At 35.7% G+C, this 25,612-nt stretch carries 22 protein-coding genes; 21 read left to right on the forward strand and 1 reads right to left on the reverse strand.

Annotated features, from left to right (window positions below; translation table 11 throughout):
• Positions 1-5 precede the first annotated feature (5 nt).
• From lepB to A5819_RS11990, 9 genes are all read left to right on the forward strand, one after another.
• A complete protein-coding gene (lepB, locus tag A5819_RS11950) occupies positions 6-680 on the forward strand; it encodes a signal peptidase I (protein ID WP_086279005.1) in 675 nt (224 codons plus the stop codon).
• Between the two features lie 73 nt (positions 681-753).
• Positions 754-3,348 carry a YfhO family protein gene (locus tag A5819_RS11955; RefSeq protein ID WP_086279006.1) on the forward strand — a complete coding sequence of 865 codons (2,595 nt, stop codon included), beginning with the start codon at positions 754-756 and terminating at the stop codon, positions 3,346-3,348.
• Positions 3,345-4,316, forward strand: coding sequence for a DUF5067 domain-containing protein (locus A5819_RS11960; RefSeq protein ID WP_086279007.1), 972 nt, complete (start codon positions 3,345-3,347; stop codon positions 4,314-4,316). The genes A5819_RS11955 and A5819_RS11960 overlap by 4 nt, the downstream gene beginning before the upstream one ends.
• Positions 4,316-5,053, forward strand: coding sequence for a hypothetical protein (locus A5819_RS11965; protein WP_086279008.1), 738 nt, complete (start codon positions 4,316-4,318; stop codon positions 5,051-5,053). The genes A5819_RS11960 and A5819_RS11965 overlap by 1 nt, the downstream gene beginning before the upstream one ends.
• A 22-nt stretch (positions 5,054-5,075) precedes the next feature.
• A complete protein-coding gene (locus tag A5819_RS11970) occupies positions 5,076-6,755 on the forward strand; it encodes a hypothetical protein (protein ID WP_086279009.1) in 1,680 nt (559 codons plus the stop codon).
• Positions 6,756-6,779: 24 nt separating this feature from the next.
• On the forward strand, positions 6,780-7,811 hold the full coding sequence (locus A5819_RS11975) for a glycosyltransferase family 2 protein (protein ID WP_086279010.1): 1,032 nt from the start codon (positions 6,780-6,782) through the stop codon (positions 7,809-7,811).
• The gene (locus A5819_RS11980; RefSeq protein ID WP_086279011.1) at positions 7,811-8,881 is read left to right on the forward strand and encodes an acyltransferase; all 1,071 of its coding nucleotides are present in this window, start codon (positions 7,811-7,813) and stop codon (positions 8,879-8,881) included. Before A5819_RS11975 ends, A5819_RS11980 begins: the two co-directional genes overlap by 1 nt.
• A 218-nt stretch (positions 8,882-9,099) precedes the next feature.
• Entirely contained in the window at positions 9,100-9,951 is an 852-nt protein-coding gene (locus tag A5819_RS11985) for an HAD family hydrolase (protein ID WP_086279012.1), read from the forward strand.
• A 109-nt stretch (positions 9,952-10,060) separates the two neighbouring features.
• Positions 10,061-11,269: a hypothetical protein gene (locus tag A5819_RS11990; RefSeq protein WP_086279013.1), complete on the forward strand. Its 1,209-nt coding sequence runs from the start codon at positions 10,061-10,063 to the stop codon at positions 11,267-11,269.
• Between the two features lie 130 nt (positions 11,270-11,399).
• Here the strand turns inward: A5819_RS11990 and A5819_RS11995 are convergent, their stop codons facing one another.
• Complete coding sequence (locus A5819_RS11995) at positions 11,400-12,158, reverse strand: MerR family transcriptional regulator (protein ID WP_086279014.1); 759 nt, start codon at positions 12,156-12,158, stop codon at positions 11,400-11,402.
• Positions 12,159-12,314: 156 nt separating this feature from the next.
• On the opposite strand from A5819_RS11995, the gene A5819_RS12000 reads away from it, so the two are divergent.
• From A5819_RS12000 to smpB, 12 genes are all read left to right on the forward strand, one after another.
• A complete protein-coding gene (locus A5819_RS12000) occupies positions 12,315-12,671 on the forward strand; it encodes a DUF1827 family protein (protein WP_086279015.1) in 357 nt (118 codons plus the stop codon).
• A 222-nt stretch (positions 12,672-12,893) separates the two neighbouring features.
• A complete protein-coding gene (locus A5819_RS12005) occupies positions 12,894-13,304 on the forward strand; it encodes a GtrA family protein (protein ID WP_086279016.1) in 411 nt (136 codons plus the stop codon).
• A gap of 82 nt (positions 13,305-13,386) precedes the next feature.
• Entirely contained in the window at positions 13,387-14,859 is a 1,473-nt protein-coding gene (locus A5819_RS12010) for a nicotinate phosphoribosyltransferase (protein ID WP_086279017.1), read from the forward strand.
• A 141-nt stretch (positions 14,860-15,000) separates the two neighbouring features.
• Positions 15,001-15,828: an ammonia-dependent NAD(+) synthetase gene (nadE, locus tag A5819_RS12015; RefSeq protein WP_086279018.1), complete on the forward strand. Its 828-nt coding sequence runs from the start codon at positions 15,001-15,003 to the stop codon at positions 15,826-15,828.
• A 489-nt stretch (positions 15,829-16,317) separates the two neighbouring features.
• Positions 16,318-18,786: an HAD-IC family P-type ATPase gene (locus tag A5819_RS12020; protein WP_086279019.1), complete on the forward strand. Its 2,469-nt coding sequence runs from the start codon at positions 16,318-16,320 to the stop codon at positions 18,784-18,786.
• Positions 18,787-18,964: 178 nt separating this feature from the next.
• Positions 18,965-20,755 carry a heavy metal translocating P-type ATPase gene (locus A5819_RS12025; protein WP_086279020.1) on the forward strand — a complete coding sequence of 597 codons (1,791 nt, stop codon included), beginning with the start codon at positions 18,965-18,967 and terminating at the stop codon, positions 20,753-20,755.
• A gap of 156 nt (positions 20,756-20,911) precedes the next feature.
• The gene (locus A5819_RS12030; protein WP_086279021.1) at positions 20,912-21,184 is read left to right on the forward strand and encodes a (4Fe-4S)-binding protein; all 273 of its coding nucleotides are present in this window, start codon (positions 20,912-20,914) and stop codon (positions 21,182-21,184) included.
• Positions 21,185-21,186: 2 nt separating this feature from the next.
• Entirely contained in the window at positions 21,187-21,462 is a 276-nt protein-coding gene (locus A5819_RS12035; RefSeq protein ID WP_086279022.1) for a GNAT family N-acetyltransferase, read from the forward strand.
• 131 nt (positions 21,463-21,593) lie between these two features.
• A complete protein-coding gene (secG, locus tag A5819_RS12040) occupies positions 21,594-21,830 on the forward strand; it encodes a preprotein translocase subunit SecG (RefSeq protein WP_010765524.1) in 237 nt (78 codons plus the stop codon).
• 145 nt (positions 21,831-21,975) lie between these two features.
• Positions 21,976-22,740: a carboxylesterase gene (locus A5819_RS12045; RefSeq protein WP_086279023.1), complete on the forward strand. Its 765-nt coding sequence runs from the start codon at positions 21,976-21,978 to the stop codon at positions 22,738-22,740.
• Entirely contained in the window at positions 22,737-25,085 is a 2,349-nt protein-coding gene (gene rnr, locus A5819_RS12050) for a ribonuclease R (RefSeq protein WP_086279024.1), read from the forward strand. Before A5819_RS12045 ends, rnr begins: the two co-directional genes overlap by 4 nt.
• Before the next feature lie 17 nt (positions 25,086-25,102).
• Complete coding sequence (gene smpB / locus A5819_RS12055; RefSeq protein WP_086279025.1) at positions 25,103-25,567, forward strand: SsrA-binding protein SmpB; 465 nt, start codon at positions 25,103-25,105, stop codon at positions 25,565-25,567.
• The last annotated feature ends 45 nt before the right edge of the window (positions 25,568-25,612 follow it).

A 25,612-nucleotide genomic window follows, 5' to 3' on the forward strand; every position in this document is an offset into this window, starting at 1 on the left:
TGGATATGGTAAAAGGACCTCATTTCTCAAAGAAAAGAAAACAACGGCAAACGACTTTAAGTCCAAATAAGCGAAGAGAACAACGACTAAATTTACCAAAAAAACAAAGTGAAAATAATACGCTGGAGCATAGAAGAAGTTGGCTAAAAGAAGGCTTTTGGTTTTTTGCACTTATACTAGTTATTGTTTTTTTAGTTGTATTTAAAACCCATCGTGTTTCAGGGAAATCAATGGCACCAACTTTTGAAAATAATGATCGAATTATTGTACAAAAGAACACATCCCCAAAAAGATATGAGATCGTGACATTTGATCCTGAGATTCCAAATGACCCAAGCTATGTCAAACGAATAATAGGACTTCCAGGGGACCAAATTTGGACAGAATCAAATGCGGTTTATATTCGTCCATCTAATGCTGCACCGTGGCAACAAGATGAAGTTCCCAAATTTATTATCAGCATGTTGCCGGATAGCACGCTTAAAGTATTGGTTCATGAGGAGGTAGCTTTAAAGCTAGCGGGGCTTTCCACAATCCCAAAAGGGAACTATTTTGTATTAGGAGACAATCGCGCTGAGTCCAAAGATAGTAGAGCCCTTGGATTAATTGAAGAAAAACAGATTGAAGGCGTAGTAGTATTTCGCTACTTTCCATTCAACAAAATGGGATTAGTGCACTGATAAAGTATGAAAAATAATAGCCACAAAGCGATACCGCACCACAGTTAATTTGTACATAGGAGGAAGAAATGGTATGAAACTAAAAATATGGCTTAAAAGAAAAGGTTGGGCATTTCTTTTAAGTGTACTCATTCCCATCGTAATAATGGCAGTAGTCTACTTAATGATGGGCATTTATCCTACTAGTCAAAGAACAGTCTTAGCGAGTGATGCGTTATCTCAAACATCTAATTTTTTTGCAAGTTTTAATAATACATTACATGGAAAACAAAGCTTTTTTTATACATGGTATGGTTCTTTAGGATTGAATTACTGGTCATTTATGGCTTATTACATAAACGGCATTTTTAGTTTTGTTGTTGCGTTTTTTGATAATCAACATATTCCTGATGCACTGTATTTGATTTTGTTACTCAAATTCGGAGCCATTGGCGGTACATTTTGGATCATGAGTGATCGTTTATTTAAATTGCCGCAAATTGCAAAAATAATGTTAAGTGTTAGTTTTGCTTTGTGCGGATTTAGTATTGCCTATTCGCCGCAACAAATGTGGTTGGATGGATTAATCTATTTACCTTTGGTTATTTTAGGGATTCATTATTTAATGGATGAACGAAAATCGGCGCTATTATTTATTAGTTACTTATTACTATTTTTATCCAACTTTTATATGGCATTTATGGTTGGCGTATTTTCATTTTTATATGTGTTTTGTCGATTTTTAACAGAACCTAAGCGATTTAAAGCAAGCTTGGTTCCTTACTTGATAACGTCGCTACTTGCAGGTGGTACATCGATGGTCACGATTTTGCCAACTTTATTAGACTTGAAAAATAATGGTGAGAGATTAACACCTATCTATAGCTTTCTAACAAGAGGGATGGATATCTGGGATATTCCAGCAAAAACCATGGTAGGGTCCTACGATACTAGTAAATATGGGAGTGCACCTTTTATTTATTTTGGGATGCTAGGGTTGATTTTTTGTCTTTTCTATTTTATAAGTCGAAAAATCGCGCTTAAAAATAAGCTGATCTATGGGAGTTTGTTTCTTCTATTGATTGCAAGTGTTTATATTGAGCCGATGAATCTTTTTTGGCATGGAATGCATTCTCCTTATATGTTTTTATTTCGTTTTAGTTTCTTGTTTTCTTTTTTAGGGCTTTTATTGGCCGGCTTTGGATTGGAACAGGTAACCAAGGATGACTTCAATCGTTTGGTTAATGTTGTGTTGGGCTTGATTTTTCTATATGTTTTGATCAGTTTTGTAGCAAATCGTAAAAGATATGAGTATTTGGATCAGAAAACGTTACTCGCTACATTGACTGTTGCCTTGCTCTATGTGCTATTAGGCGTTCTGATTCAAAAGTGGCCGAAACGTTTGGTATTGATCGGATGTCTATTTTCTTTTGTTTTTATTGGAGAACAGTTGATTAATGCACAAAGCATTGTAAAAGGAATTGCAGGAGAATGGAATTATCCAGATCGTAGAGCTTATGATGATCATTTTTCTGATATCAATACATTGATCGAGACAACCAAAAATGAGAACACTAGTCTATACCGGGTAGGAAATGTTGATGCAACATCTCGAAATGAAAGTTTTATTCATGGATATAGCGGTGTTACAATGTTTTCTTCTATTCGAAATCGTCACTCTTCTCAGTATCTAGATCAGTTAGGCTTTCGTTCAGCGGGAACTAATTTGACGATTCAATATGAAAATAATACGTTGATTATGGATGCCTTATTAGGAATAAAATACAATTTAGCAAAAGAAGATTTAAGAAAATATGGCTATAAAGCGATAAAAACAGCAGGAGATTATACCTTGTATGAAAATCAGTTTGCAATGCCTCTAGGTATATTAACAGACAAGGGGATTTATAAGAAAAATGCTGTAAAAAATCAAACAGAACTAATGCAATACCTATCTGGGGACGAATCAAATATTTTTTCTTTTGCTGAAGTTGAGACAGTGAAAGAAAACAATGTCAAAGTAGAAGAACAAGAAGGTGGCGTTTATTATTCAAGAACCGCGAATACCAATCGTGAGTTGACCTATTCAATTGATGTTCCGGCGCGTTCCCAAGCCTATTTAAGTCTATATGGTAAAGGAACAGAAGTGGATATTATTACGAAAGTGAATGGGATACAGCGTCATGGGAGTCTGGATTCCAGCGGTCAGTATTATGATTTAGGCTATTATAAAGAAGCCAAAACGGTTGAAGTACAGGTTGTATTCACTGGTGAAAATGTTGTACAACTGGTTAAACCCAAAGCGATGTTTTTAAATAGTGATCGTTTTGAGAATATGATGAAAACAATCAAAAAAAATGGTGTTTCGTTCGAAACTAGCGGTCGAACTTCAGAAGCAGAAGTAGAGTTGTCCAAAGATCAGGTGGTTTTGACAACTATTCCATTCGACAAAGGCTGGAGAGCTTATATTGATGGCAAAAGAGTTGAGATTCCCACATTTAAAGATGCTTTCTTAGCGCTGCCAGTTCCCAAAGGAAAACATACCGTAAAATTAGTATTTTTACCTGAAGGTTTTAGAATCGGTCTTTCATTATTTATTAGTTGTATTCTACTTTTTATAGTGTACAACTGGTGGCTAAGGAAGAAAATGAAACAACAGATCTATATACAGAAGGAGAAAGAGGAATGAAAAAAGCAATCAGGTATTTCCCAATTTTCGTTTTTAGTTTATTCATAATCAGTGGTTGTTCGGCAAAATTATCGGATAAAAAACAATACTTTGAAGCAGATGGAATTCAATATCAATTTCAATTGCCGAGTACTTGGGAAGTTACCAAAGATTATAAAGCAACTTATAATAAGTCCGCTGTTTTTGGAGCGAAGGATAAAAAGAGTAATTCTACTTTATTTGTTTTAGCTTCCCGTAAAGAGAATGTTGATTTAGCTGATTTTGGTGAACGAACGCGTAAAGAACTGGCAAAGCTATATAACTATAAAGCGAAAGATATATATATGAAAGAAACCAAAGTTGGCAAGTATAAAGCCTATAAATATACACTAAATACTACGTTTGACAAACGTTCTACTTGGTTACATCTCTATTATATTGAGACAGAACATGGCTTGGTTCATTTTGATTTTTATTCTGCTGATGATGGTCAACATGAGAAACGTGTTGATATCATTGATTCTTCCGCATACTCCATCAAAGAAAAAGAAGATCAAGGTCCTGTTGAAGATGAAGATGAAATTTTATTTGATTCAAGTGCATTAAACGTAAAAGTGACAGGTGTAATGGATTTATCTGGAGAGAATGATACTTTAGTTTATGCGATTCGTTATATGGTTACGAACAAAGGGAAACAAGATGATATCACACCAAAGAAATGGCAAGAGTTGATTAAAGTAACTCAAAATGATCAAGAGCTACAAGAAGGAACCGTTAAAAAAGATGATCAAGTAGTGGATATCACGAAGCTATTAGAACAACAAAATCAAACGATTCCCAGTGGGAAAAGTCTTGAGGCGGTTGTCATATATACGTTGAAAGACAAGACAAAGGATATAGTACTTACACCTTCTAAAGAGGTCTTTACAGATGCTGAACCTGTCCATTTAACGCTTGCAAATGTTAGTGGAAAGGAAGGCGGGAAATAATGCAAAAAAAGCGTACTTTATTTTTGTGTGCAACAATGATTTTATTACTTATAATAAGTGCCTGCTCAGCAAATAAAAAGACAACTTCGATAGAACATGAACAACTACTTTGGCACGATACTAGAGAAAAGCCTTTTGGTCGATTTGATTATCCCAACATCAGCAAAGAAGAAGGACTCTCTTTGTTGAAAGACAAGTTTAAAGTAAAAGTACCAGATATGATAGCCCAAGCAGAGGCATTGATGGAAAAAGAAGTGGCAACAGATGGAGTGAAACCTGGTGATTCCGAATATACTCTTTATGCTGAAGGGGATGAATTAAGAATTCAAGGCTATTATCCATTTTCTAAAGAGAGTCAGCTAGAAACAGTTGCTGCAGTAGAATTTACGTATTTGTTTAGGCGGGAAGAAAAAGATGTTCGACTAAGAACTCAGAGTTTTTCTATTGTGAATGTTGGAGAAAAAGAAGCATTTACCAAAGAAAAATTTCATACTCTGTTAGAAGAAACGGCTAAAATAATTGATTTGCCTAAAACGATATCAGATCGTTCAATTGAAAATTTTGGCAAAACATATCAAGAATTAGATAGTCGCCCAGCAGCACAACGAGTAAAAGTTTATAGTAATGATGAGGAAATGACAGAAAAAAAACGAATCACACAGTCTATAGTGGCTGAATTCAGTCAAAAGAAAGAATTGAAAGGACTTCAAGTTGCGATTGTGGATCGTACGGAATAAACGAATAAAAGGGAGAAACTAAATGGCGGTCATTGTATTATATTCAGTTATGATAGGGTTTATTGGAGTTGGAGCTGATTTTCTTCGGCGCGTATGGATACTAGGGGAACAAAATAAAAAGAACAAGCAGTTTGTACAAATGATTTTCTTTTTATTCGTTATAGGAGTAATTACCCGTTTTATTAATATCAATCAATTGCCTGGCCTCCAAATCGATGAAGCGATGTCAGGATATGATACCTGGGCTTTAGCCAATTATGGGACAGACAGTGCCTTGAATTCGTGGCCAATTTACTTGATGGGGTACGGGACAGGACCGTCTGCATTTTATACTTATTTATCTTTACCATTTGTAAAACTATTAGGATTATCTCTTGTTAGTACTCGTTTAGCAATGGCTTGTCTTTCTTCTTTTACGATTTTGACAGTATTATGGACCCTATTAAGACTGAAACTATCAGAAACGTTAACTGTATCGATTTTCTTTATGCTAATCATTAACCCATGGCATATGTTGATTAGTCGGTTTGGTTTGGATGCAAATGTAGCGCCACATTTGTTATTAATTGCTGTTTGTCTAGTTTTAGTTGGTATGAATGAAGTAGAAAACAAGCAGATGTTTTTTTATAGTCTAGGGATTTGGTTGATTGGTTTAACTTCATATGCCTATTTAGCAACGTGGTTTTTCTTACCTTTATTTTTACTTTTTCTTTTAGGCTATTTCCTAAAAAAAAATCTATTAAATAGACGGCAAGTGATGGTATTAATGACCATTTTAATCGTTACGATTATCCCTATTGGGATTTTTGCATATATCCAGTATGTGCGGCATGAAACTCTTACTATTTTCGGTATAACATTTGCAAAAATGATCGGTAGTCAGAGTGAAGGGCAGACCATTTTATTTCAAAAAGATATTTGGAGCGCATTTTTAGGTAATCTTCAACGAATTTTGGGTTTTCTTTTAAGTGGTAGAGATGGCTTGATCTTTAGTTCAATACATGGGTTTGGTTTTATGTACAACTTGGCGGGGTTACTGTTGGCTAGTTTAGGTTGGATCCACATGCGGCAGGAGAAAAGTCCGTTGAGTCAATTAACGATGGGCTGGTTTGTATGTAGCATTCCTTTATTGCTAATTATCGTTCCTGTTGTCCATCATTGGAATGTCATTATGTTTCCTTTAATTATTATGATGGGATATGGACTTGCCAGTTTAGGGGCATTAGAAAATAAGACAGTTTTCAAAAGTACATTTGTCTTTTTCTCAATATTATTTGTTGCCTATGTTTACACCTATAATGTTGTCTATAAAGAAGAACAGCAAGATAGCACGTATATGGCACCGATCACATTAGAAGAGATGCTTGTGGTTGGAAATGAAAAAAATTTAGAAAAAATATATATTGAGCGAACTAGCTTGAAACAGTTGCAAGACTTAACCTTTATCTTCATCCGTTTTTATGATCCTATCTCACCAGAGAGTTATCAGGCTAGCCGTGATACGCCATATGATAAAAATAGTAATCTGACCTATCGTTATTATGGAAAGTATATTTTTTTAGATGAAAATGAGGCTACAAAAAAGGATGAAACAAGCGTTGGTTATCTGTATCACAAAGAAACTGATTTATCGAAAAAAACATTTTTAAAGGATTTTTCAGTGAATGAAAATGCTGATTTCATCCTTTTTTATAAAGAATAGTTAACAAGTCAGGAGGAAATCTAAATGAAGCGAATTACTGTGATCATTCCATTTTTGAATGAAGAATCTGTTTTAGAAAAACTGTACGAACGACTCATTTTATTAGCGGATGATTGTTCTACGTATCGTTTTGATTTCCTCTTTGTAAATGATGGCAGTAATGATCAAAGCTTAGCAATTGTATTAGGGCTAAGAAAAAAGGATGACAGAGTCACCCTGCTTGATCTTTCAAGAAATTATGGGAAAGAAATTGCGATGTTGGCTGGTTTCGATCATGCTAAAGGAGACGCAGTGGTTGTAATTGATTCTGATTTACAGCAGCCACCAGAATTAATTAAAGAAATGATTATTTGGTGGGAAAAAGGCTACGAAGATGTATATGCGGTCAGAAAAGAACGAAAAGGGGAACATTTTTTTAAAAAATGGACTTCTGCTTGTTACTATAAAATTTTACAAAAAGCGAGTAAGACAAACATTTATCCGAATGCAGGTGATTTTCGTTTGCTAGATCGAAAAGCTGTAGAGGCGCTAAAAACGATTCGGGAACATGAACGCTATACTAAAGGGTTGTATGGCTGGATCGGATTTAAGAAAAAGGAACTCTATTATGATGCTGATGAACGAGCTGGAGGAACGACAAAATGGCGTTTTTCAGCTTTGTTTAATCTTGCGATGAATGGAGTCACCTCTTACACAACATTGCCATTGAAAATCACAACGGTTATCGGAGGGATCGTTTCATTCGCAGAATTTATATATATGCTGATCGTTTTAGTTCAAACACTTCTTTTAGGAGCAGATGTTTCAGGGTATCCTTCATTAATGATCGGTATTTTATTTCTTGGAGGACTTCAATTGATTTCGCTTGGCATTATTGGAGAATATTTAGGTCGAGTGTTTAATGAAACGAAAAAACGACCATTGTATTTTATTGACACGTATTATGATACCCAAAGTTCGGAGACATCTAAACTAAGTGAACAAAAACTAGAGGGAAACCCTATTTTTTCATTGATAGAAGAAAATAAGAGAATCAGAAAGGAGCATCGTCATTAGTGAAAAGGCATTTAGGCATTGAATTATTACGAATGGTATCTATGTTTATGATTTTGATTCTACATATTTTAGGAAATGGCGGAATTTTGAATAATGTACAGATTGGTAGTTTCAACTATTATCTTTTTTGGGCAGTAGAGATTATATGCTTTGTCGCTGTAAACTGTTTTGCTTTAGTAACGGGTTACTTTATGAGTAAAGGAAAGTGGCGAATTGGACGATTTATTCAGTTGTGGGTTGAAGTACTTTTTTATTCAGTTATGATAAGTCTCGTTACTTATTTTATTTTAGGCGAGATTGTTCCACTATCGATGTATACTGATTCATTATTTCCTTTATTCAAAAAAAACTATTGGTTTTTCTCGGCATATGCAGGTTTATTTTTGTTCATGCCGTTACTAAATAAAGCCATAAATAAACTTACAAAAAAAGAAATGCTTTACGGTGTATCCGTCATCGTGCTTTTTGGTTCAGCATCTATTCTATTTAAAGCGGATCCGTTTAATTTGGCTGAAGGGTATAGTATGATTTGGCTGATTTTTATGTATTTTATTGGTGCATTTATTCGTTTACATGTGGATATTGACTCTATTAACAAGAAGAAAATCCTTTACTATTACTTAGGCATAAATAGTGTATCGTTAGGGCTGATTGCGATTAAAACAATGGTAGGAAGTTTGGAAGAGTCCAGAGATACTGTTTGGTTTATCCATTACGTGTCGCCGCTTATTATAGCAAGTTCTATTTTATTCTTTATTTTATTTTTAAAAGCGCCAATCAAAAATAAACAACGTTCTTTTGTGATTGAAAAAGTCGTACCTTATTCTTTTGCTGTTTATCTTATTCACACGCATCCAATCATTTTTTATTTTATCTTAAAAGATCGTTTCATTTTTTTAGTAAATGAGCCGACTATTATGGCGATGATTCAAGTGTTGATATTCGCAAGTTTGATTTATTTGAGTTGTCTTTTGATTGATTTTATTCGATCGCTGTTATTTCAATTATTACGAGTTTCAAATTTAACAGATAAAATTGGAGAAAAGTTGCATCAGTTGATTGGTTTATAACTCTAGGAGTTATACTCCAATCATTTTTTGTTTATAGTTGGCAGATAAATTGAATAGGAGCAGTAACATCGAGAAGTTTATTATGCTATACTCAAATGTACGAATTGAATTTTTCCGATTACACCAATTCTTGAATAAAGGGCGAGTGAATAAGCGGAAATGAAGCGTTCAAAATAATAATAGAGTGGCATTAAAGCTAAAAAGGAGTTTAACAACCAATGAACATAGTATTTTGTGATATAGACGGAACATTTCAAGATCTTGGTGGCGAGGTACCTCAAGTCAATTATGATGCAATTTATGCCCTGCAAAAGCAAGGGGATCATTTTGTGTTTATCAGTGGACGAGGGTATGCACAGTTGACTGAATTGATGGATCAGTTAGATAGTGAATGTGATGTTATCTTTAGCAATGGCGGCGGCTACAAATTAGTTGGCGAACCAGTGCAGTATAATCACTGTTTATCAATGGCTGAGTGTGAAAGAGTGATAGCTACTTTAGAAGAGCGCAATATTTTTTATCATATTCACACGAACGAAGGAATCATTTTAAAAGCAGTTGAAAAATACGAGACAAATATTTTGGCTTTAAGAAAAAAACTTGAACCGATTGGCGCTATGGGAAAACAAATCATGGACTTCAAAGAAAGCTTTTTCAAAGAGCAGTGTCAGCACGTTGACGATCCATACCGTTATCTGACTGAACATCCTGAATTAAAAGTGATGAAAATTGAATTGATGGAAGCCAGTGATCAAGAACACGAACTTTTACGTGACGTGTTAAGTAGTGATAGCGCAGAAGTCTTCTCTTCATTTATTCAGTGTCTGGAAATCGTTGATCCAAAAAGTAGCAAAGGCAATGCAATCAATGAGTTTATGAAAAAATATCCAGGAGCTCGCAGTTATGGTATTGGCGATGGTGAAAATGATTTGGCTATGTTAGACGTTGTCGATGTTCCAGTTGCAGTGGGCAATGCAAAACCAATCGTCAAAGAAAAGTGTCAAAAAATTATTGGAGACTGTTTAGACGGCGGTGTTGGGCAATTTATATTTGAAGAAATTATTGAATAAGGTAGTTTCATATCAAAAAAATTCGATAGTTAGTAGAACTGTGGAATAGGCATACAAATACGTGGTTATTGACGTAAAAGAATTATTTTATCGTTTTGGGGGAGTATAAATGAAAGAAAATAAAGAAAACATCGAACACGATTTAGAGTATTATCAATCAGGTATCCGACAATTGTATCTAAAAACCTATCAAAAATATCTGTTGATTCTGCTGGCGGTCATGTTGGGAACCGCTATTGGAATTGGAGCCACTGAATCAATCGTTAGATGGTTGTTAATTGCAGTTTTTTTAATTGAAGCGGGGATTGTGGTCTATTTGTTCCGTTATTTGCGAGCTGAAACATTTGAAGCGTATTTCCAGCAAATAAAAGAACAGTTACCAAATGAGTTTCAGAAAATGACGTCGATTGAAATCCAAGAAGATGACCAAGCGTATTATTTTTCAGATGATCAAGCGTTATTTGTTAAATTGAAAAAGAAAAACACTCGAAATTTTCCGTCAAAGATCAGACAATATACCTTGTTGGTCGGTTTTACAGGCGAAATAAATAAAAATGGACTAGAACAGCCACTACAATTTTTTTACTATGATATCACTCAAATCAAACATTCGGCGAATTATAAAAAAGAAATACTAAAAAATACTAATTTTATTGCAAAGCGTAAAAAAAGAAGAATCAAGACTACTATTTTAACGCTTATTTTACTAGTTGTACTTGGTACGTTAGTTTATTTTGGTGCAAAAACATACTTACAAGACGTTGGTCGAACCTTATATGAAAAAAGGGTTAAGGGTGAAGATGAGGATAATATTGGTCAAGAGACGCAGGTAAGGATTAGTGAGCTTGCTATCACCAATGAAAATGAAACGTTGAAAATTCAGTTGCCAAAGCGTTTTCATGAAGAAAAAGGTGAATTGTCATCAGCAGATGAAGTAAAAGGACTGGCAAGTAAAGCCTTCAGTAGTCCCACACTCTATGTTTCAATCCTCATGAGTCAAGTATCAAATGCAACTAGCTTATCAGAATTTGTAGGTCAAGTGCTAGAAGACGACGGTAAAATAAACGATAAAAAAACTAACGAATCGTTACATCCTGATTTGTTCAAAAACGAATATATCATCACCACTAAAACTAGTAAAAATGGTCAGCCAGATTCTAGCAATTATACGACTTATTTCTTTGAAACAGGTCATAATTATGGCTGGATCATGTGTGAAATAACAGCAACTTCTCAAACGGATGACCTTGACTTAGCGCAACAAGTACAAGAAATCCTGGGTTCAATCGAACTTGATACAAAAGGGACAGTTATTTAAAAAAGAACCTTCTATTCAAAGATGTCGTAATCTTCGAAGTTAGACGATAATATCTAACTTCAAAAGGGTTCGTACATTTAGGTAGAAGGTTTTTTTTTAGTAGATAGTATTCAGTAATCTTAATGATTATCTAGTTAGCAAACTGTTGAATGATTTCATTTAAGGCTTGTGCAGCATTGGCGCCGGCCCGATTATTATAGTAAGCAGCAAATCGTTCATCGGCTACATACATCTGACCAAGGCCTCGGTGCATTTCAGCTGAATAGGTAGGTGAAGTATAGCTTAACCATTCTTTGTGTTTTGAAAAGACTGTTTCTGCTTCTTGCGAGTGATAGTCTTTGGTTTCCATCACAACTTTTAATGCGTCGATCAGTTCTTTTTCTGCAGTTTCCATTTGATTAAAATCTGCTTCACTTAGATTTAGCCACTTTTGATTGGATGCTTCCACTGTTTCCTCCCCATACTTTTCTCGAATTTCTTGTCCGTAGCTTGCTTCATTTTTCTGTAGTTTTTCTTGTTTAAAGCCAATAAATTTTTCTTTGTCGGTCATGATTAGCTCTCCCTTTTGATAACGTAATGTTTTTTCTACAGTCAGGATTAGATGATCCATTTGTCGCCGCTTTTCCAATAATTTTTGATAATGGTCCTGTAACGCGTGTTGGGGATCATAGTTTGGTGTGCCAAGTAACGTTTGGATGTCCTCTAATTTCATATCCAACGAACGATAAAAAAGGATTTGCTGCAGCTTATCGATTTCCTTTGTTCCATAGATACGATAACCAGAAGAATTAATACGTGCCGGTTTTAATAAGTTGATTTCATCATAATAACGCAACGTTCGCGTACTTATTCCAGATAATTCGGCAATTTTTTTGATTGTGTATTCCATCTCTTTCCCTCCTGTATGAATCTAGCATAAACCTTTACTTAACGTGAAGGTCAAGTTTTTTATAGCATAACATAACTATAAATTTTTGATTTACAAAAAGGAGCTGAAAGAGTAAAATTTTTATGTAAAGTTATTATGGAAAAAGGAGCTGAGTAAATGAAACTAATTGAAACCCCGATCAATAGAAATTTAGATTTAGAGTATTTTTATCCAAATATTACTAAATTCGTTTTTGGGACAAAGGCAATTAAATTTTTTAAATTATACGCATTGGATCGAACACAAATCGTGTATGCTGATGCCTTTGATAAAATTGATATCATCATGATCAATACCAAAAAGAAGATCAACAAAAAAGAAGTTGATTATGTGATCAAGAAACTTTTAAATACGACGAGAGAAGAAGTCACTGTGCATATTGGGATTAAAAATGAAATGCAGAAAAATGGTTATTCTTTTAGTGCTCCGAGAAAAGATATTATTGTGATTCAGAAAAATGTGGAGCCATCATAAAAAAGTAAAACTCTTGAGAAAGTGGAAATAGCGCTTTTTCTGGAGTTTTATTTTTTTGCAAATCCTGTTAAAATGATTCGATTTTGTCAGCATAGTGAACTGAATTTATCAAGTGTTTCATCTTCCCGCAAATAGGAGAAAAAATGAAAAATGTAGTAAAGCAGTATGATTTCTATGTTAACTTTGATAAAATGTTAAGTAGAGTGAAAGGATGCGTAGCTGTTGAAAGAATTGTTTCATAAATATAAAGAAGTAATCTCGTATTTAGTTTTTGGAGTAGCGACAACTATTGTGAATATCCTTGTCTTCTTTCTTTGCAAAGATGTTTTAGGGATCGATTATAAAATTAGTAATACGATTGGCTGGTTTTTATCTGTATTATTTGCATTTTTCACAAACAAATATTTTGTTTTTGCCAGTAATCATGAAGATTTTGGTTCTTTTGTGAAAGAAATACTACTGTTTTATTGGTATCGTATATTGTCTTTTGTAGTGGATATGTCATTGATGGTTTTGATGATCGAAGTCCTGCAGATCTCAGATTTTTGGGCAAAAATGGTGACCCAAGTAGCAGTTGTCGTATTGAACTACTTCTTCAGCAAGTTTCTCATTTTTAAGAAAAAAACACCTTAAAAGCAGATTTTAGTTAAAAAAAATGTTTTTTTGTTATAATGGAAGTTAAAATTCTAGAAAAAATAAAGGATGGCATAGTGAGATGAAGAAAGTTTACGATGATGATAGCTTAACCTTACATACGGATTTATATCAAATCAATATGATGCAGACTTATTGGAAATTAGGGAGAGCAGATTTACATTCGGTTTTTGAATGTTATTTTCGAGAAATGCCTTTTAACCATGGCTATGCAATTTTTGCCGGGTTGGAACGTTTAGTCGATTATTTAGAAAATTTGACGTTTACAGAAACGGATATTGCTTATCTTAGAGAAGTTGAAGATTATCCAGAAGATTTTTTGACCTATCTAAAAGAGTTCGAATTTAAATGTACTGTTCGTTCCGCGTTAGAAGGAGACCTAGTTTTCAATAACGAACCATTGATTCAGGTAGAAGGTCCATTAGCCCAATGTCAATTGATCGAGACGGCTCTTTTAAACATGGTCAATTTCCAAACGCTGATTGCAACAAAAGCTGCACGGATCAAATCCGTGATCGGTGAAGATCCATTAATGGAATTCGGCACACGTCGTGCACAAGAGTTAGATGCGGCTGTTTGGGGAACTCGTGCAGCTTACATTGGTGGAGCTGATGCGACGAGTAATGTTCGAGCTGGAAAGATTTTTGGCATACCAGTTAGTGGAACGCATGCTCATTCATTAGTACAATCTTATGGAAACGACTATGATGCTTTTATGGCTTATGCACAAACGCATCAAGACTGTGTCTTTTTAGTAGATACCTATGATACGTTGAAATCAGGTGTTCCAAGTGCGATTCGTGTAGCCAAGGAAATGGGCGATAAAATCAATTTCCTAGGCGTTCGTCTTGATAGCGGGGATATGGCCTATATTTCCAAACGCGTACGTGAACAATTGGATGAAGCAGGCTATACAGAAGCGAAAATCTTTGCTTCTAATGATTTAGATGAAAATACTATTTTAAGTTTAAAAATGCAAAAAGCGAAGATCGATGTTTGGGGTGTGGGTACAAAATTGATCACAGCTTATGATCAACCTGCTTTAGGTGCAGTATTCAAATTAGTTTCGATTGAAGATAAAGACGGTCAGATGAAAGATACGATCAAACTTTCTAGTAATGCAGAAAAAGTTACGACGCCAGGTAAAAAGCAAGTTTGGCGGATCACACGTAAATCAGATAAAAAATCTGAAGGTGATTATGTAACATTATGGGATGAAGATCCTCGTATGCAAGAAGAAATCTATATGTTCCATCCAGTGCATACCTTCATTAACAAAACCGTTAGAGATTTTGAAGCTCGAGCTGTTTTACAAGACATTTTTGTCGAAGGCAAACGAGTGTATACAATGCCGACCTTGGAAGAAATCAAAAGTTATGCGAAAGAAAATCTTGATTCTTTGTGGGAAGAGTACAAGCGTGATCTTAATCCACAAAAATACCCAGTCGATTTATCTACCGAATGTTGGAATCATAAAATGCGTTTACTGGAAAAAGTTCGTGTAGATGTAAAAGCATTAAGTGAAGGGAAATAACGATTATTTAACTATGCGTGCTAGTCTCTAGGAAAAAAGATGAAATCTGCCTGTGACAAAAAGCGTCACAAACATGTTTCCCTATTTTCCTGTCAGAGCTGAACGAGCTCGTTCAGCTCTTAAATTTAGGAGGAATTTTCTATGGAATCGTTACAAAAAGCCATTATCGAAGAATTAGGTGTCAAACCACAAATAGATCCAAAGGAAGAAATTCGTAAAAGTATTGAGTTTATGAAAAGCTATTTATATAAATATCCTTTTTTAAAAACGTTTGTTTTAGGAATTAGCGGTGGCCAAGATTCGACACTAGCAGGTCGACTTGCTCAATTAACGATGGAAGAGATGCGCAACGAAACCAAAGATGAAGACTATCGGTTTATTGCGGTTCGTTTGCCATATGGTGAACAGGCAGATGAAGCTGATGCTAAAAAAGCCTTAGATTTTATTCAACCTGATGTCTCATTATCAGTTAATATCAAACCAGCGATTTCAGCCTGTGTTCTGTCTCTTGAAGAGTCAGGTGTTCCAATCAATGATTTCAATAAAGGAAATATGAAAGCACGACAACGCATGATCGTCCAATATGCGATTGCAGGCGAAAAATCAGGGGCTGTGATTGGAACGGATCATGCTGCTGAGAATATTACTGGTTTTTACACAAAATTTGGTGATGGGGGAGCGGACATTTTACCATTATTCCGTTTAAATAAACGTCAAGGCAAGGCTTTATTAAAAGAGTTAGGTTCTCCTGCTGAGTTATATACGAAAATCCCGACTGCTGATTTAGAAGACGACAAACCTTTAGTAGCCGACGAGGTAGCACTTGGGGTAACCTATGATGATATCGATGATTATGTTGAAGGAAAAACAGTATCAGAGAAAGCCAAAGAAACAATTGAAGGTTGGTATAAAAAAACACAGCATAAACGTCACATGCCAATTTCTATTTTCGATGATTTCTGGAAATAAGAAATCACCAGCTCATTTTGGTGCGAACCCTAAGTGCCCATAAAATTACTGGGAGATTCGCACCAAAAAAAGTACAGATATAAGTGCTATTTAGAGCTTTTTATCATTTTATTTTAATGTTTAAATAGTTTTATGTGGAAATTTAGTGATTGTCACTGATTTTTCGTAGATAATCGCTTGTTTTCACAGTCTCACTCTGTTGTGAGTGAGTGGATTGAAATAACAATGGGTCGAGGAATCGATGAAAACATACGAGTCTCACTCTGTTATGAGTGAGACATTCATAATTTCAACCAACTCCCAGTAAAAATAGACTAAAAAAGAAAGACTAAAAATTTAGCCTTTCTTTTTTTCACGAATTTTTGATCAGAGTACCTTCATTTTGTGCAAATGGTTAAAAAAAGTGTAAACTTAAACTAGTTATCTGAAATAATCCATGAATTCCTCTACAATAGATTTAATTACAGCAAGAAAAAGGTGAATGAAAATATGAAAAAATGGTTTAGGAAAAAAAGAGATATAGATAGTGAAGCGTTTCTTTCATCTGAAAAAAACACGCAATCAGTCAACACTAATGATATTCGGATTCCAACCACTATTAAAGGGTTGTCCGATCAAGAAGTCGAACAGCTTTATACCGAAGGAAAATATAATAAGGAAGTCGAAGATCTATCTAGAACGACAAAACAAATTATTTTAGATAATTCATTGACGTTATTTAACTTTATCAACTTATTTTTGGCAGTAGCAGTTTTTGCTGTGGGATATCCTAAAAATGCTTTATTTTTCTGGATCATTATCATAAATACAGCAATTGGTGTGATTCAAGAAATCCATGCCAAAAAAACGATCGACAAATTATCGATCGTCAATAAAACAGAAGTTACAGCTTTAAGAGATAACCGATTACTAAAGATTTTTCAAGATGAAATTGTATTAGGGGATGTTTTAGTTCTATCCTTAGGAAACCAAGTCCCTTCAGACGGAATCGTCTTACACGCAGAGGGAATGGAAGTAGATGAATCCTTATTAACAGGAGAATCGGACAAAATCACAAAACAAAATGGCGATAAAATCATGAGTGGTAGTTTTATTACTGCTGGATTGGGCTTTGTTAAAATCAATGCCGTGGGAGAAGACAACTTTGTTTCCAAACTATCTAAAGAGGCTAAGACAGAAAAACCATCAACTTCTGAACTAATGAATTCGTTGAATCTTTTGATCAAAGGATTAACATTTGCCATTGTTCCTATTGGTTTATTGCTCTTTTGGTCACAGTATCAGTCGACACAGTCATTTCCTAAAACTGTTTTAGGGGTTTCAGGTGCGTTGATCAGTATGATTCCGGAAGGCTTGATGCTTTTAACGAGTGTTGCGTTTGCCGTCGGTGCTGCTAACTTAGCTAGAAAACAAACGTTGATCCAGCGACTATCATGTATAGAAACGCTTGCTCGTGTTGATACGATTTGCTTGGATAAGACCGGTACAATTACTGATGGGACGTTGACCTTTAAAGAACTGATTCCTCAAGCAGGCTTTCCAGCTAGTGAAATTGAACGTGCAATGAGTGAAATGATGGCTGGTTTATCCGATCAAAATGCTACGGCTAAAGTTCTGAGAACGAGATTTCCTTCAGCTAAAACTGAATGGCAAGTCAAAGAAGTGATTCCATTTTCTTCCGATCGAAAATGGAGTGGTGTGACGTTTAAAGAAAAAGGATCTTTTGTTATGGGGGCACCAGAATTTATTTATTCAGAAGTTCCGGCGGATTTAAGAGAAAAGTTAGCTCCTTATAATGAGCAAGGAGATCGTGTGTTGATCTTAGTTCATTTTTCTGAACAATTAACTAGACCGGAGTTACCACAAACAAAAGAGACTGTTGCGATTTTTATTATTGCGGATACGATTCGTGCGAATGCAGTGGATACTTTTTCTTATTTTGCCAAACAAGATGTTACCCTAAAAGTTATATCAGGAGATAACCCAATTACCGTAGCACAAATAGCGAAGCAAGCAGGAATCGCCGGTGCAGAAAATTTTGTCGATATGAGTACGATTTCCGATTCAGTAGATTTTAATGAATTGGTTGAAAATACAACTGTTTTTGGCCGGGTAACCCCTTATCAAAAAAGAGAGTTGATTCAAGCCTTAAAACAAAATGGACATACAACGTGTATGACGGGTGATGGCGTCAATGATATCCTGTCACTAAGAGAAGCGGATGTTAGTGTTGCAATGGCTAGTGGAAGTGATGCAGCTCGGACAGTATCCGATGTCGTGTTGTTGAATTCTGATTTTAGTTCAATGATTCAAGTCTTGAATGAAGGGCGCAGAGTAATCAATAACATCGAACGAGTGGCATCGATGTATATGGTTAAAACGATCTATTCAGCGATTCTGGCTGTAACATTTATCTTTTTATTCTTACCTTATCCATTTGCGCCGTTACAATTAACACCGATCAATACCTTAACAGTAGGGATTCCCTCCTTTATTTTGGCGTTAGAACCTAATTATCAACGGATTAAAGGACATTTTTTAACGAATATATTGCGAATCTCAGTTCCAGGCGCTTTAACAGTTGTTTTTAATATTTTAGTCTTGCAACTAGCTGGTATTTGGTTTGATTTATCCCATCAAGATGTTTCCACGATGTGCGTCTTGCTAACTGGCTGTGTTGGTTTTCAAGTGTTATTAAAAGCAGCTCGACCACTTGATTTGAAAAAACAAATCATGATTGGTTTGCTATTGGTTGCATTCATTGCTTGTTTCTTATTCTTTGGCGATTTCTTTATGTTGACCTCACTGTTCACAAGAAATGTACTCTTCTACTTGCCGTTGATTTTAGGTAGTCGATCAATTTTTAACTACATTTCTTTATTTATGACTAGAGCAGTACATGAATTTGAAAAAAGAAGTGAAAATAGAAAAATCAAAAAGAAGAAACGTGTGATTTAACCTATAAAAATAAAAAGTGTGCAACATTTCCAAGAAGAGGAAGTGTTGCACACTTTTTTTATGTTGACTTAGTAAGAATGACAATCATTTTCATTTAAGGCTTTTACCTTTGTTATTTGTTTAACTGAGCGTAATCTTAGTAATAGAGGCCGAGAAGAGTAAAAAAGGGGGTGTAAAAATGAAACATTTAACGAAATTGATCATAACAATCGTTACAGGTATTTTAGCGCTATTATTTGAACTTGTTTTTCACCAAGCTTCTTTAGCATTTGGCATCATTGTGATCACAGGTTCGATAATGGCTTTATCTATGTTGGTTGAAATGATTCAAACCTTAAAATCAGGGAGATATGGAGTAGATATATTAGCGATTACAGCGATTGTAGCGACACTAGCGGTAGGTGAGTATTGGGCAAGTTTGATGATCTTGATCATGCTGACTGGTGGTGATTCTTTAGAAGACTACGCTGCTAAACGAGCCAATAAAGAATTAAAGTCATTACTTGATAACTCACCTCAAAAGGCTCATCAGTTGGTTGACGGGACTCTACTGGATATCAGTGCTGAGAAAGTCAAAGTTGATGATGAGCTAGTCGTAAAGCCAGGAGAAATAGTTCCAGTAGATGGGGTTGTCATAAAAGGATCATCAACTGTTGATGAATCTTCATTAACTGGAGAATCTCGCCCAGAAAATAAAAATCAAGGGGATCCATTGATGTCTGGATCAATCAATGGGGATAGCTCTATTACAATGAAGGCGGAAAAAAGTGCAGCAGACAGCCAATATCAAACGATTGTTAGACTAGTCAGAGAATCTGAGTCACAACCAGCTCACTTTGTTAGGATGGCGGATCGTTACGCTATTCCATTTACGATTACTGCGTATATAATTGCAGGTGTTGCTTGGTTTGTATCAAAAGACCCAACTAGATTTGCTGAAGTGTTGGTTGTGGCATCACCATGTCCGTTGATTTTGGCAGCGCCAATCGCACTTGTTGCTGGAATGAGCCGTTCAAGTAGAAACGGAATCATTGTAAAAACAGGAACGACCTTGGAGAAAATGGCGGAAACACAATCAGTTGCCTTTGATAAGACTGGAACGATTACAAAAGGTGCCTTATCAGTAGCTGAAATTGTACCAGAATCCTGTATTTCCAAAGAAGAATTGTTGGCGTTAGCAGCAAGTGCTGAACAAGAGTCAAGCCATATCTTGGCGCGCTCACTCCTTGCCTATAAAGATACGCCAAAAAAATTAAAAGAAGTATCTGATTTAGCAGAAGTAACAGGTTCAGGGGTAAAAGCTATAATTGAAGGAAAAGAGATTCGTGTGGGAAAACCTGCATTTGTCTCACCTCAAAAAATAGAAAAAATTGTAGATCAGACGACGATTTACATTTCTCAGGATGAAGTATTTTTAGGATATATTACTTTTACAGATACTATTCGTCCAGAGGCGAAAAAAACAATGGAAGAACTTCGTAAACTCAACGTGAACCATTTGCTGATGGTGACAGGAGATCATCAAAAAGTTGCAGATACGATTGCTAAAGATGTTGGGATTACAGAAGTTTACGCAGAATGCTTACCCCAAGATAAAATTGATGTGATAAAGAAAATTCCAGCTTCCAACCGTCCAGTAATCATGATTGGAGATGGTGTAAATGATGCGCCTTCTTTGGCTATTGCAGATGTGGGCATTGCAATGGGGGCTCATGGTGCTACAGCTGCGAGTGAAACAGCAGATGCCGTTATTTTAAAAGATGACCTAGAAAAAGTAAGTACTGCTGTAAAGATTTCAAAAGATACAATGAAAATCGCCAAACAATCTGTCTTGATCGGGATCTTGATTTGTACAATCTTGATGTTGATTGCAAGTACGGGAATTATACCAGCGTTATTTGGTGCAGTTTTACAAGAAGTAGTGGATACTGTTTCTATTCTGTCCTCTCTGCGTGCCAAGAATGACTGAGTACAATAAAGAAAGTGAGTGTTGTCAGCGAGAAAAGATAGTTGCACCAAATGACTTAAGTTGTTAGAATCAGTATAAGAAATTGATAAAAAACAGACGTAATGTTATTGTTAGCTAAAGTTTATAGGTTAGCTTATACATTGGGAGGAAAACAAGATGGATGGAAGTAAAATAAACGATAAAGCAGTTGCAGAACAGATGCTTTTAGAGGAAGGGTTTCGTAAATATTCGGGTGAAGATCTGGACATTTTTTACAGCAAAGATATTTGTGCCCATATTGGAAACTGTGTTCGTGGAAATCCAGCTATTTTTGAAGTCGGCCGTCGTCCATGGATTATAGCTGATAATGGTGGTATCGAGGATGATATCCGTGTAATCAATACCTGCCCAAGTGGAGCTCTAAAATACATTCGAAAGGATGGCAAATAGCTATGGAAATTAAAGAAGAAGAAAATCGTTTTGTATTATTTAATGATGAAAATCAAGAAATTGGTGAGATGACTTGGTCGAATGCTGGTGATAAAATGATGATCATCGATCATACTTTTGTTGACCCTACATACAGAGGTCAAAAACTAGCGGAAAAATTGGTCTTAAATGGTGTAGAAAAAGCACGCCGTGAAGGAAAGAAAATCATTCCGCTTTGTCCTTTTGCTAAAAAAGAGTTTGATACAAAACCTGAATATGGGGACGTTTTAAGAAAATAGAAAAAAGATCTGTGTTGGATTAGACCAGCACAGATCTTTTTTAAACTAGTAACGAAAGTTGAACTGGTATTTGTCTGAAAAATATGCTAAAGTATAATAGATGTATTTTGTGAATAAGGGAGAATTAGACTATGTATAATTTTATTTTAACACTTGTAATCATCCTTTCAGTAGTGATGGTTATTGCCGTTATGATGCAACCAAGTAAACAAAACAGTGCAGCAAGTGCATTTACAGGTGGCGCAGATAAACTTTTCGGTAAGCAAAAAGCACGTGGATTTGAAGCTGTTATGCAACGTGCAACAGCAATTATTGGTGCAGTTTGGATGTTACTATTATTTATTTTAGTATTATTATCATCAAAGTAAGAACTTTGAAGTCCTTCATTTACTGAGGGGCTTTTTTTCTTTTAAAAAATTGAATAGGCACTTATGAAAAGTTACAGGAAAACCTTTCTTTTCATAAGGTTTTCAAAGGATAATGTGCTAAAATGAGGATGAGGTGAATTGAGAAGTGAAAACAATAAGTCTACCTAAACCATTATTTACGCAAAATGGTTCTCGTGCAGTATTACTCTTGCACGCTTATTCAGGAAGCAGCAACGATGTGCGTATGCTGAGTCGTTATTTAGAAAAAGAAAATTATACTGTTTATTCCCCCAATTTTTCGGGTCATGCAACCGTTGCGCCAGAAGATATTTTAGAAAAGACAACAAGTGATTGGCAGCGGGATACAATTGAGGCTGTTCAGTTTTTAAAAGAAAAAGGGTATCAGGAAATTGCCGTTTTTGGTCTTTCGATGGGTGGAATTTTTACAATGGAGGCATTGACAAGTCAGGTGGCAGGAATTATAGGTGGCGGTTTTTTCTGCTCACCGATTTTCCCAGTAAAAAACACAGTTCCGGAAAATTTTGTTTTATATGCAGATAAAGTGTTAAAAACGGCTGATGTGCCAAATGAAGAAAGAGCACAGCGGATGGTCAAAATCAAAGAAGCCTCTTTCGCGCAATTAAAAGATATTGAAAATTTTTCAGAACAGACGGCCAATAAACTTGATCAAATCAAGGTTCCTGTTTTTATGGGACAAGCAGGTAAGGATCAAATGATCGATCCGCTAGGTGTTTATAAAACGGCTGAAGCGCTGACCCAAACACGATTTACATTAAACTGGTATCCAGATAGTGGTCATGTACTAACGATTGGACCAGATCATAAACAATTAGAACAAGACGTAGTCACATTTTTGAATACATTGTCTTGGAATGAGGGGAAAGAATGACAAAACAAACAATCAAGGAGAAAATCCTGTTTTTCATGGAAAATCATCCGAAAAAAAGTGTCTCCATGGAAGAAATCGCAGAAGGGTTGCAACTACAAAAAAGCTCAGACTTTAAATTGTTAGTTCAAACCATTGCAACCATGGAACGTGAAAAATTAGTTGAATTTAACAAAAAAGGCAAGATCCGTTTGCCGCAAAAAAATGGTGACATCGAAGGAACTTTCCGTGCTAATGAACGAGGCTTTGGGTTTGTAACAATCGACCCTGAAGAAGCAGACGTTTATATTCCAAAAGAAGCAGTTAACTTTGCTATGGATGGCGATATTGTTGTAATTGATATCGTACAACCAGCAGATGCTTTTTCAGACCGAGGTGCTGAAGGTAAAGTTGTAGCAATTAAAACACGTGCAATTACTCAGGTAGTCGGTGAATTTATCGCCTATGATGAAAAAGAAGTCAACGAAACCGATTTATATGGCTATGCAGTTCCAAAAGACAAAAAAATGACTGGGCTGACGTTTAACATCGCAGCTCAAGGAATCAAACCAGTTGACGGTAGTATTGTGATCGCAGAAGTGACCCACTATCCAGAAAAAGAATATCCAAAAAGTTTAGAAGGAATCGTCAAAAAAGTAGTGGGGCATAAAAACGATCCTGGTATGGATATCTTGTCGATCGTTGTGGCTCACGGTATTCCAACTAGTTTTCCTGATGAAGTGATCGCTGAAGCGGACAAAGTGCCAGAGACTATTTCAGAGACCGATATACAAGGTCGTCGAGATTTACGGGATCAACTGATCGTCACGATCGATGGGGAAGATGCCAAAGATTTAGATGATGCAGTAACAGTACAAAAATTGACGAACGGCAACTATTTTTTAGGCGTGCACATTGCAGATGTCTCTTACTATGTAACAGAAGGCAGTGAGTTAGACCAAGAAGCTTATGAACGCGGGACTAGCGTGTACTTGACTGACCGAGTTGTGCCGATGATTCCGCAACGTTTATCTAATGGCATTTGTTCGTTGAATCCTAATGTGCCGAGACTTACAATGAGTTGCGAGATGGAAATAACACCAGAAGGTCATGTCGTGAAGCATGATATTTTCCAAAGTGTGATCCAAACGACTGAACGGATGACCTATACGGCAGTCAATGAAATTTTAGAAGAAGAAAAACCAGAAACGATGAAACGTTATAAAAAATTACTAACCATGTTTAAAGAAATGGGAGAACTTCACCATATTCTCGAACAAATGCGGGAAAACCGTGGCGCAATTTCATTTGAAGATCGTGAAGCAAAAGTTTTAGTGGATGCAGAAGGTCACCCACATGATATCTTACTTCGGACACGAGGCGTTGGTGAACGTTTGATCGAATCATTTATGCTTGCAGCCAATGAAACGGTAGCGAAGCATTTCAATGATTTGAAACTACCGTTTATTTATCGAATCCATGAACAACCCAAAGAAGAAAAAATGCAGCGATTCTTCGATTTTGCCGCTGTCTTAGGCATTTTAGTCAAAGGCACGAAGGCAGATATTACACCTAAAGATTTGCAAAGAGTTTTAGAACAAGTTGCAGATAAGCCAGAAGAAGCTGTGATCAATACAATGTTATTGCGTAGTATGCAACAAGCTCGTTATTCAGAAGATAACTATGGGCACTATGGCTTGGCTGCTGAGTACTATACTCACTTTACCTCACCGATCCGTCGTTACCCAGACTTGATCGTGCATCGATTGATTCGCAGTTATGCAGGGAATGTCTCCGAAAAGCTAAAAGAAAAATGGGAACAGGACTTACCTGATATTGCAGATCACAGCTCAAGAATGGAGCGTCGAGCGGTTGAGACAGAACGTGAAGTTGACTCAATGAAGAAAGCTGAATTTATGGCAGATAAAATTGGTGAAGAATATGATGGGATCATTAGCTCAGTTACTCGATTCGGATTATTTGTAGAACTTCCGAATACAATTGAAGGGTTGATCCATGTCAATAACTTGAAACAAGATTATTTCCATTTTATTGAGAATCATATGGCTCTTGTTGGTGAACGAACCGGAAAGACGTTGAAAATCGGTCAAAAAGTTAAGGTAAAAGTGGATAAAGCTGATCCTGAAACAAGAGAAATCGATTTTGAGTTTCTTGAAGCGGAAGAAGTAGAAAGAATCGAAGCACCGAAACAAAAGAAACGTCAGGATAATCGCCGAAAACGCAGTTCAGATCATAAAAATAGTGATAAAAAACCATTTACACAAAAGAAGAATAAGAAAAAAGGCAAAAAACCTTTCTATAAAGAAGTAGCGAAAAAGAAAAAAAGTAAGAAACAAAAGAATAAATAGAAACTGGAGGAATGGGTATGCCAAAAGGGGAAGGTAAGCTGATTGCCCAAAATCGTAAAGCACGCCATGACTATACTGTTGTTGATACAATGGAAGCAGGAATTGTTTTACAAGGAACAGAGATCAAATCAATTCGCAATGGACGAATCAATTTGAAAGACGGCTTTGCTAGAATCAGAAATGATGAAGCCTATCTGCTCAATGTTCACATCAGTCCCTATGAGCAAGGGAATATTTTTAATCATGATCCTTTAAGAACAAGAAAATTATTGTTACACAAAAAACAAATTGCAAAATTGATTGCTGAAACAAAAAATACGGGAATTACGATCATCCCGTTAAAAGTATATATCCGTAACGGCTATGCTAAAGTGTTGATTGGTCTTGCAAAAGGGAAGAAACAATATGACAAGCGTGAAGATTTAAAACGCAAAGAGATCAATCGAGAAATCAGTCGTACCCTAAAAGAAAGTTTGCGTTAATGGAATAGAATTCAAGTGTTTAAGAATAAAATGAACTCTTTTAAT

It is taken from the genome of Enterococcus sp. 7E2_DIV0204 (assembly GCF_002140855.1).
Lineage (GTDB): Bacteria > Bacillota > Bacilli > Lactobacillales > Enterococcaceae > Enterococcus_L > Enterococcus_L lemimoniae.

What these genes read in the sequence shown, in the direction of transcription:
- A5819_RS11985 (WP_086279012.1), top strand. Translation starts at nt 9,100, where the DNA reads ATGAACATAGTATTTTGTGATATAGACGGAACATTTCAAGATCTTGGT.
- A5819_RS12000 (WP_086279015.1), top strand. Translation starts at nt 12,315, where the DNA reads ATGAAACTAATTGAAACCCCGATCAATAGAAATTTAGATTTAGAGTAT.
- rnr (WP_086279024.1), top strand. Translation starts at nt 22,737, where the DNA reads ATGACAAAACAAACAATCAAGGAGAAAATCCTGTTTTTCATGGAAAAT.
- smpB (WP_086279025.1), top strand. Translation starts at nt 25,103, where the DNA reads ATGCCAAAAGGGGAAGGTAAGCTGATTGCCCAAAATCGTAAAGCACGC.
- A5819_RS12010 (WP_086279017.1), top strand. Translation starts at nt 13,387, where the DNA reads ATGAAGAAAGTTTACGATGATGATAGCTTAACCTTACATACGGATTTA.
- A5819_RS11990 (WP_086279013.1), top strand. Translation starts at nt 10,061, where the DNA reads ATGAAAGAAAATAAAGAAAACATCGAACACGATTTAGAGTATTATCAA.
- A5819_RS11975 (WP_086279010.1), top strand. Translation starts at nt 6,780, where the DNA reads ATGAAGCGAATTACTGTGATCATTCCATTTTTGAATGAAGAATCTGTT.
- A5819_RS12020 (WP_086279019.1), top strand. Translation starts at nt 16,318, where the DNA reads ATGAAAAAATGGTTTAGGAAAAAAAGAGATATAGATAGTGAAGCGTTT.
- A5819_RS11965 (WP_086279008.1), top strand. Translation starts at nt 4,316, where the DNA reads ATGCAAAAAAAGCGTACTTTATTTTTGTGTGCAACAATGATTTTATTA.
- A5819_RS11960 (WP_086279007.1), top strand. Translation starts at nt 3,345, where the DNA reads ATGAAAAAAGCAATCAGGTATTTCCCAATTTTCGTTTTTAGTTTATTC.
- secG (WP_010765524.1), top strand. Translation starts at nt 21,594, where the DNA reads ATGTATAATTTTATTTTAACACTTGTAATCATCCTTTCAGTAGTGATG.
- A5819_RS11995 (WP_086279014.1), bottom strand. Translation starts at nt 12,158, where the DNA reads ATGGAATACACAATCAAAAAAATTGCCGAATTATCTGGAATAAGTACG.
- A5819_RS11970 (WP_086279009.1), top strand. Translation starts at nt 5,076, where the DNA reads ATGGCGGTCATTGTATTATATTCAGTTATGATAGGGTTTATTGGAGTT.
- A5819_RS12030 (WP_086279021.1), top strand. Translation starts at nt 20,912, where the DNA reads ATGGATGGAAGTAAAATAAACGATAAAGCAGTTGCAGAACAGATGCTT.
- lepB (WP_086279005.1), top strand. Translation starts at nt 6, where the DNA reads ATGGTAAAAGGACCTCATTTCTCAAAGAAAAGAAAACAACGGCAAACG.
- A5819_RS12035 (WP_086279022.1), top strand. Translation starts at nt 21,187, where the DNA reads ATGGAAATTAAAGAAGAAGAAAATCGTTTTGTATTATTTAATGATGAA.
- A5819_RS12025 (WP_086279020.1), top strand. Translation starts at nt 18,965, where the DNA reads ATGAAACATTTAACGAAATTGATCATAACAATCGTTACAGGTATTTTA.
- A5819_RS11955 (WP_086279006.1), top strand. Translation starts at nt 754, where the DNA reads ATGAAACTAAAAATATGGCTTAAAAGAAAAGGTTGGGCATTTCTTTTA.
- nadE (WP_086279018.1), top strand. Translation starts at nt 15,001, where the DNA reads ATGGAATCGTTACAAAAAGCCATTATCGAAGAATTAGGTGTCAAACCA.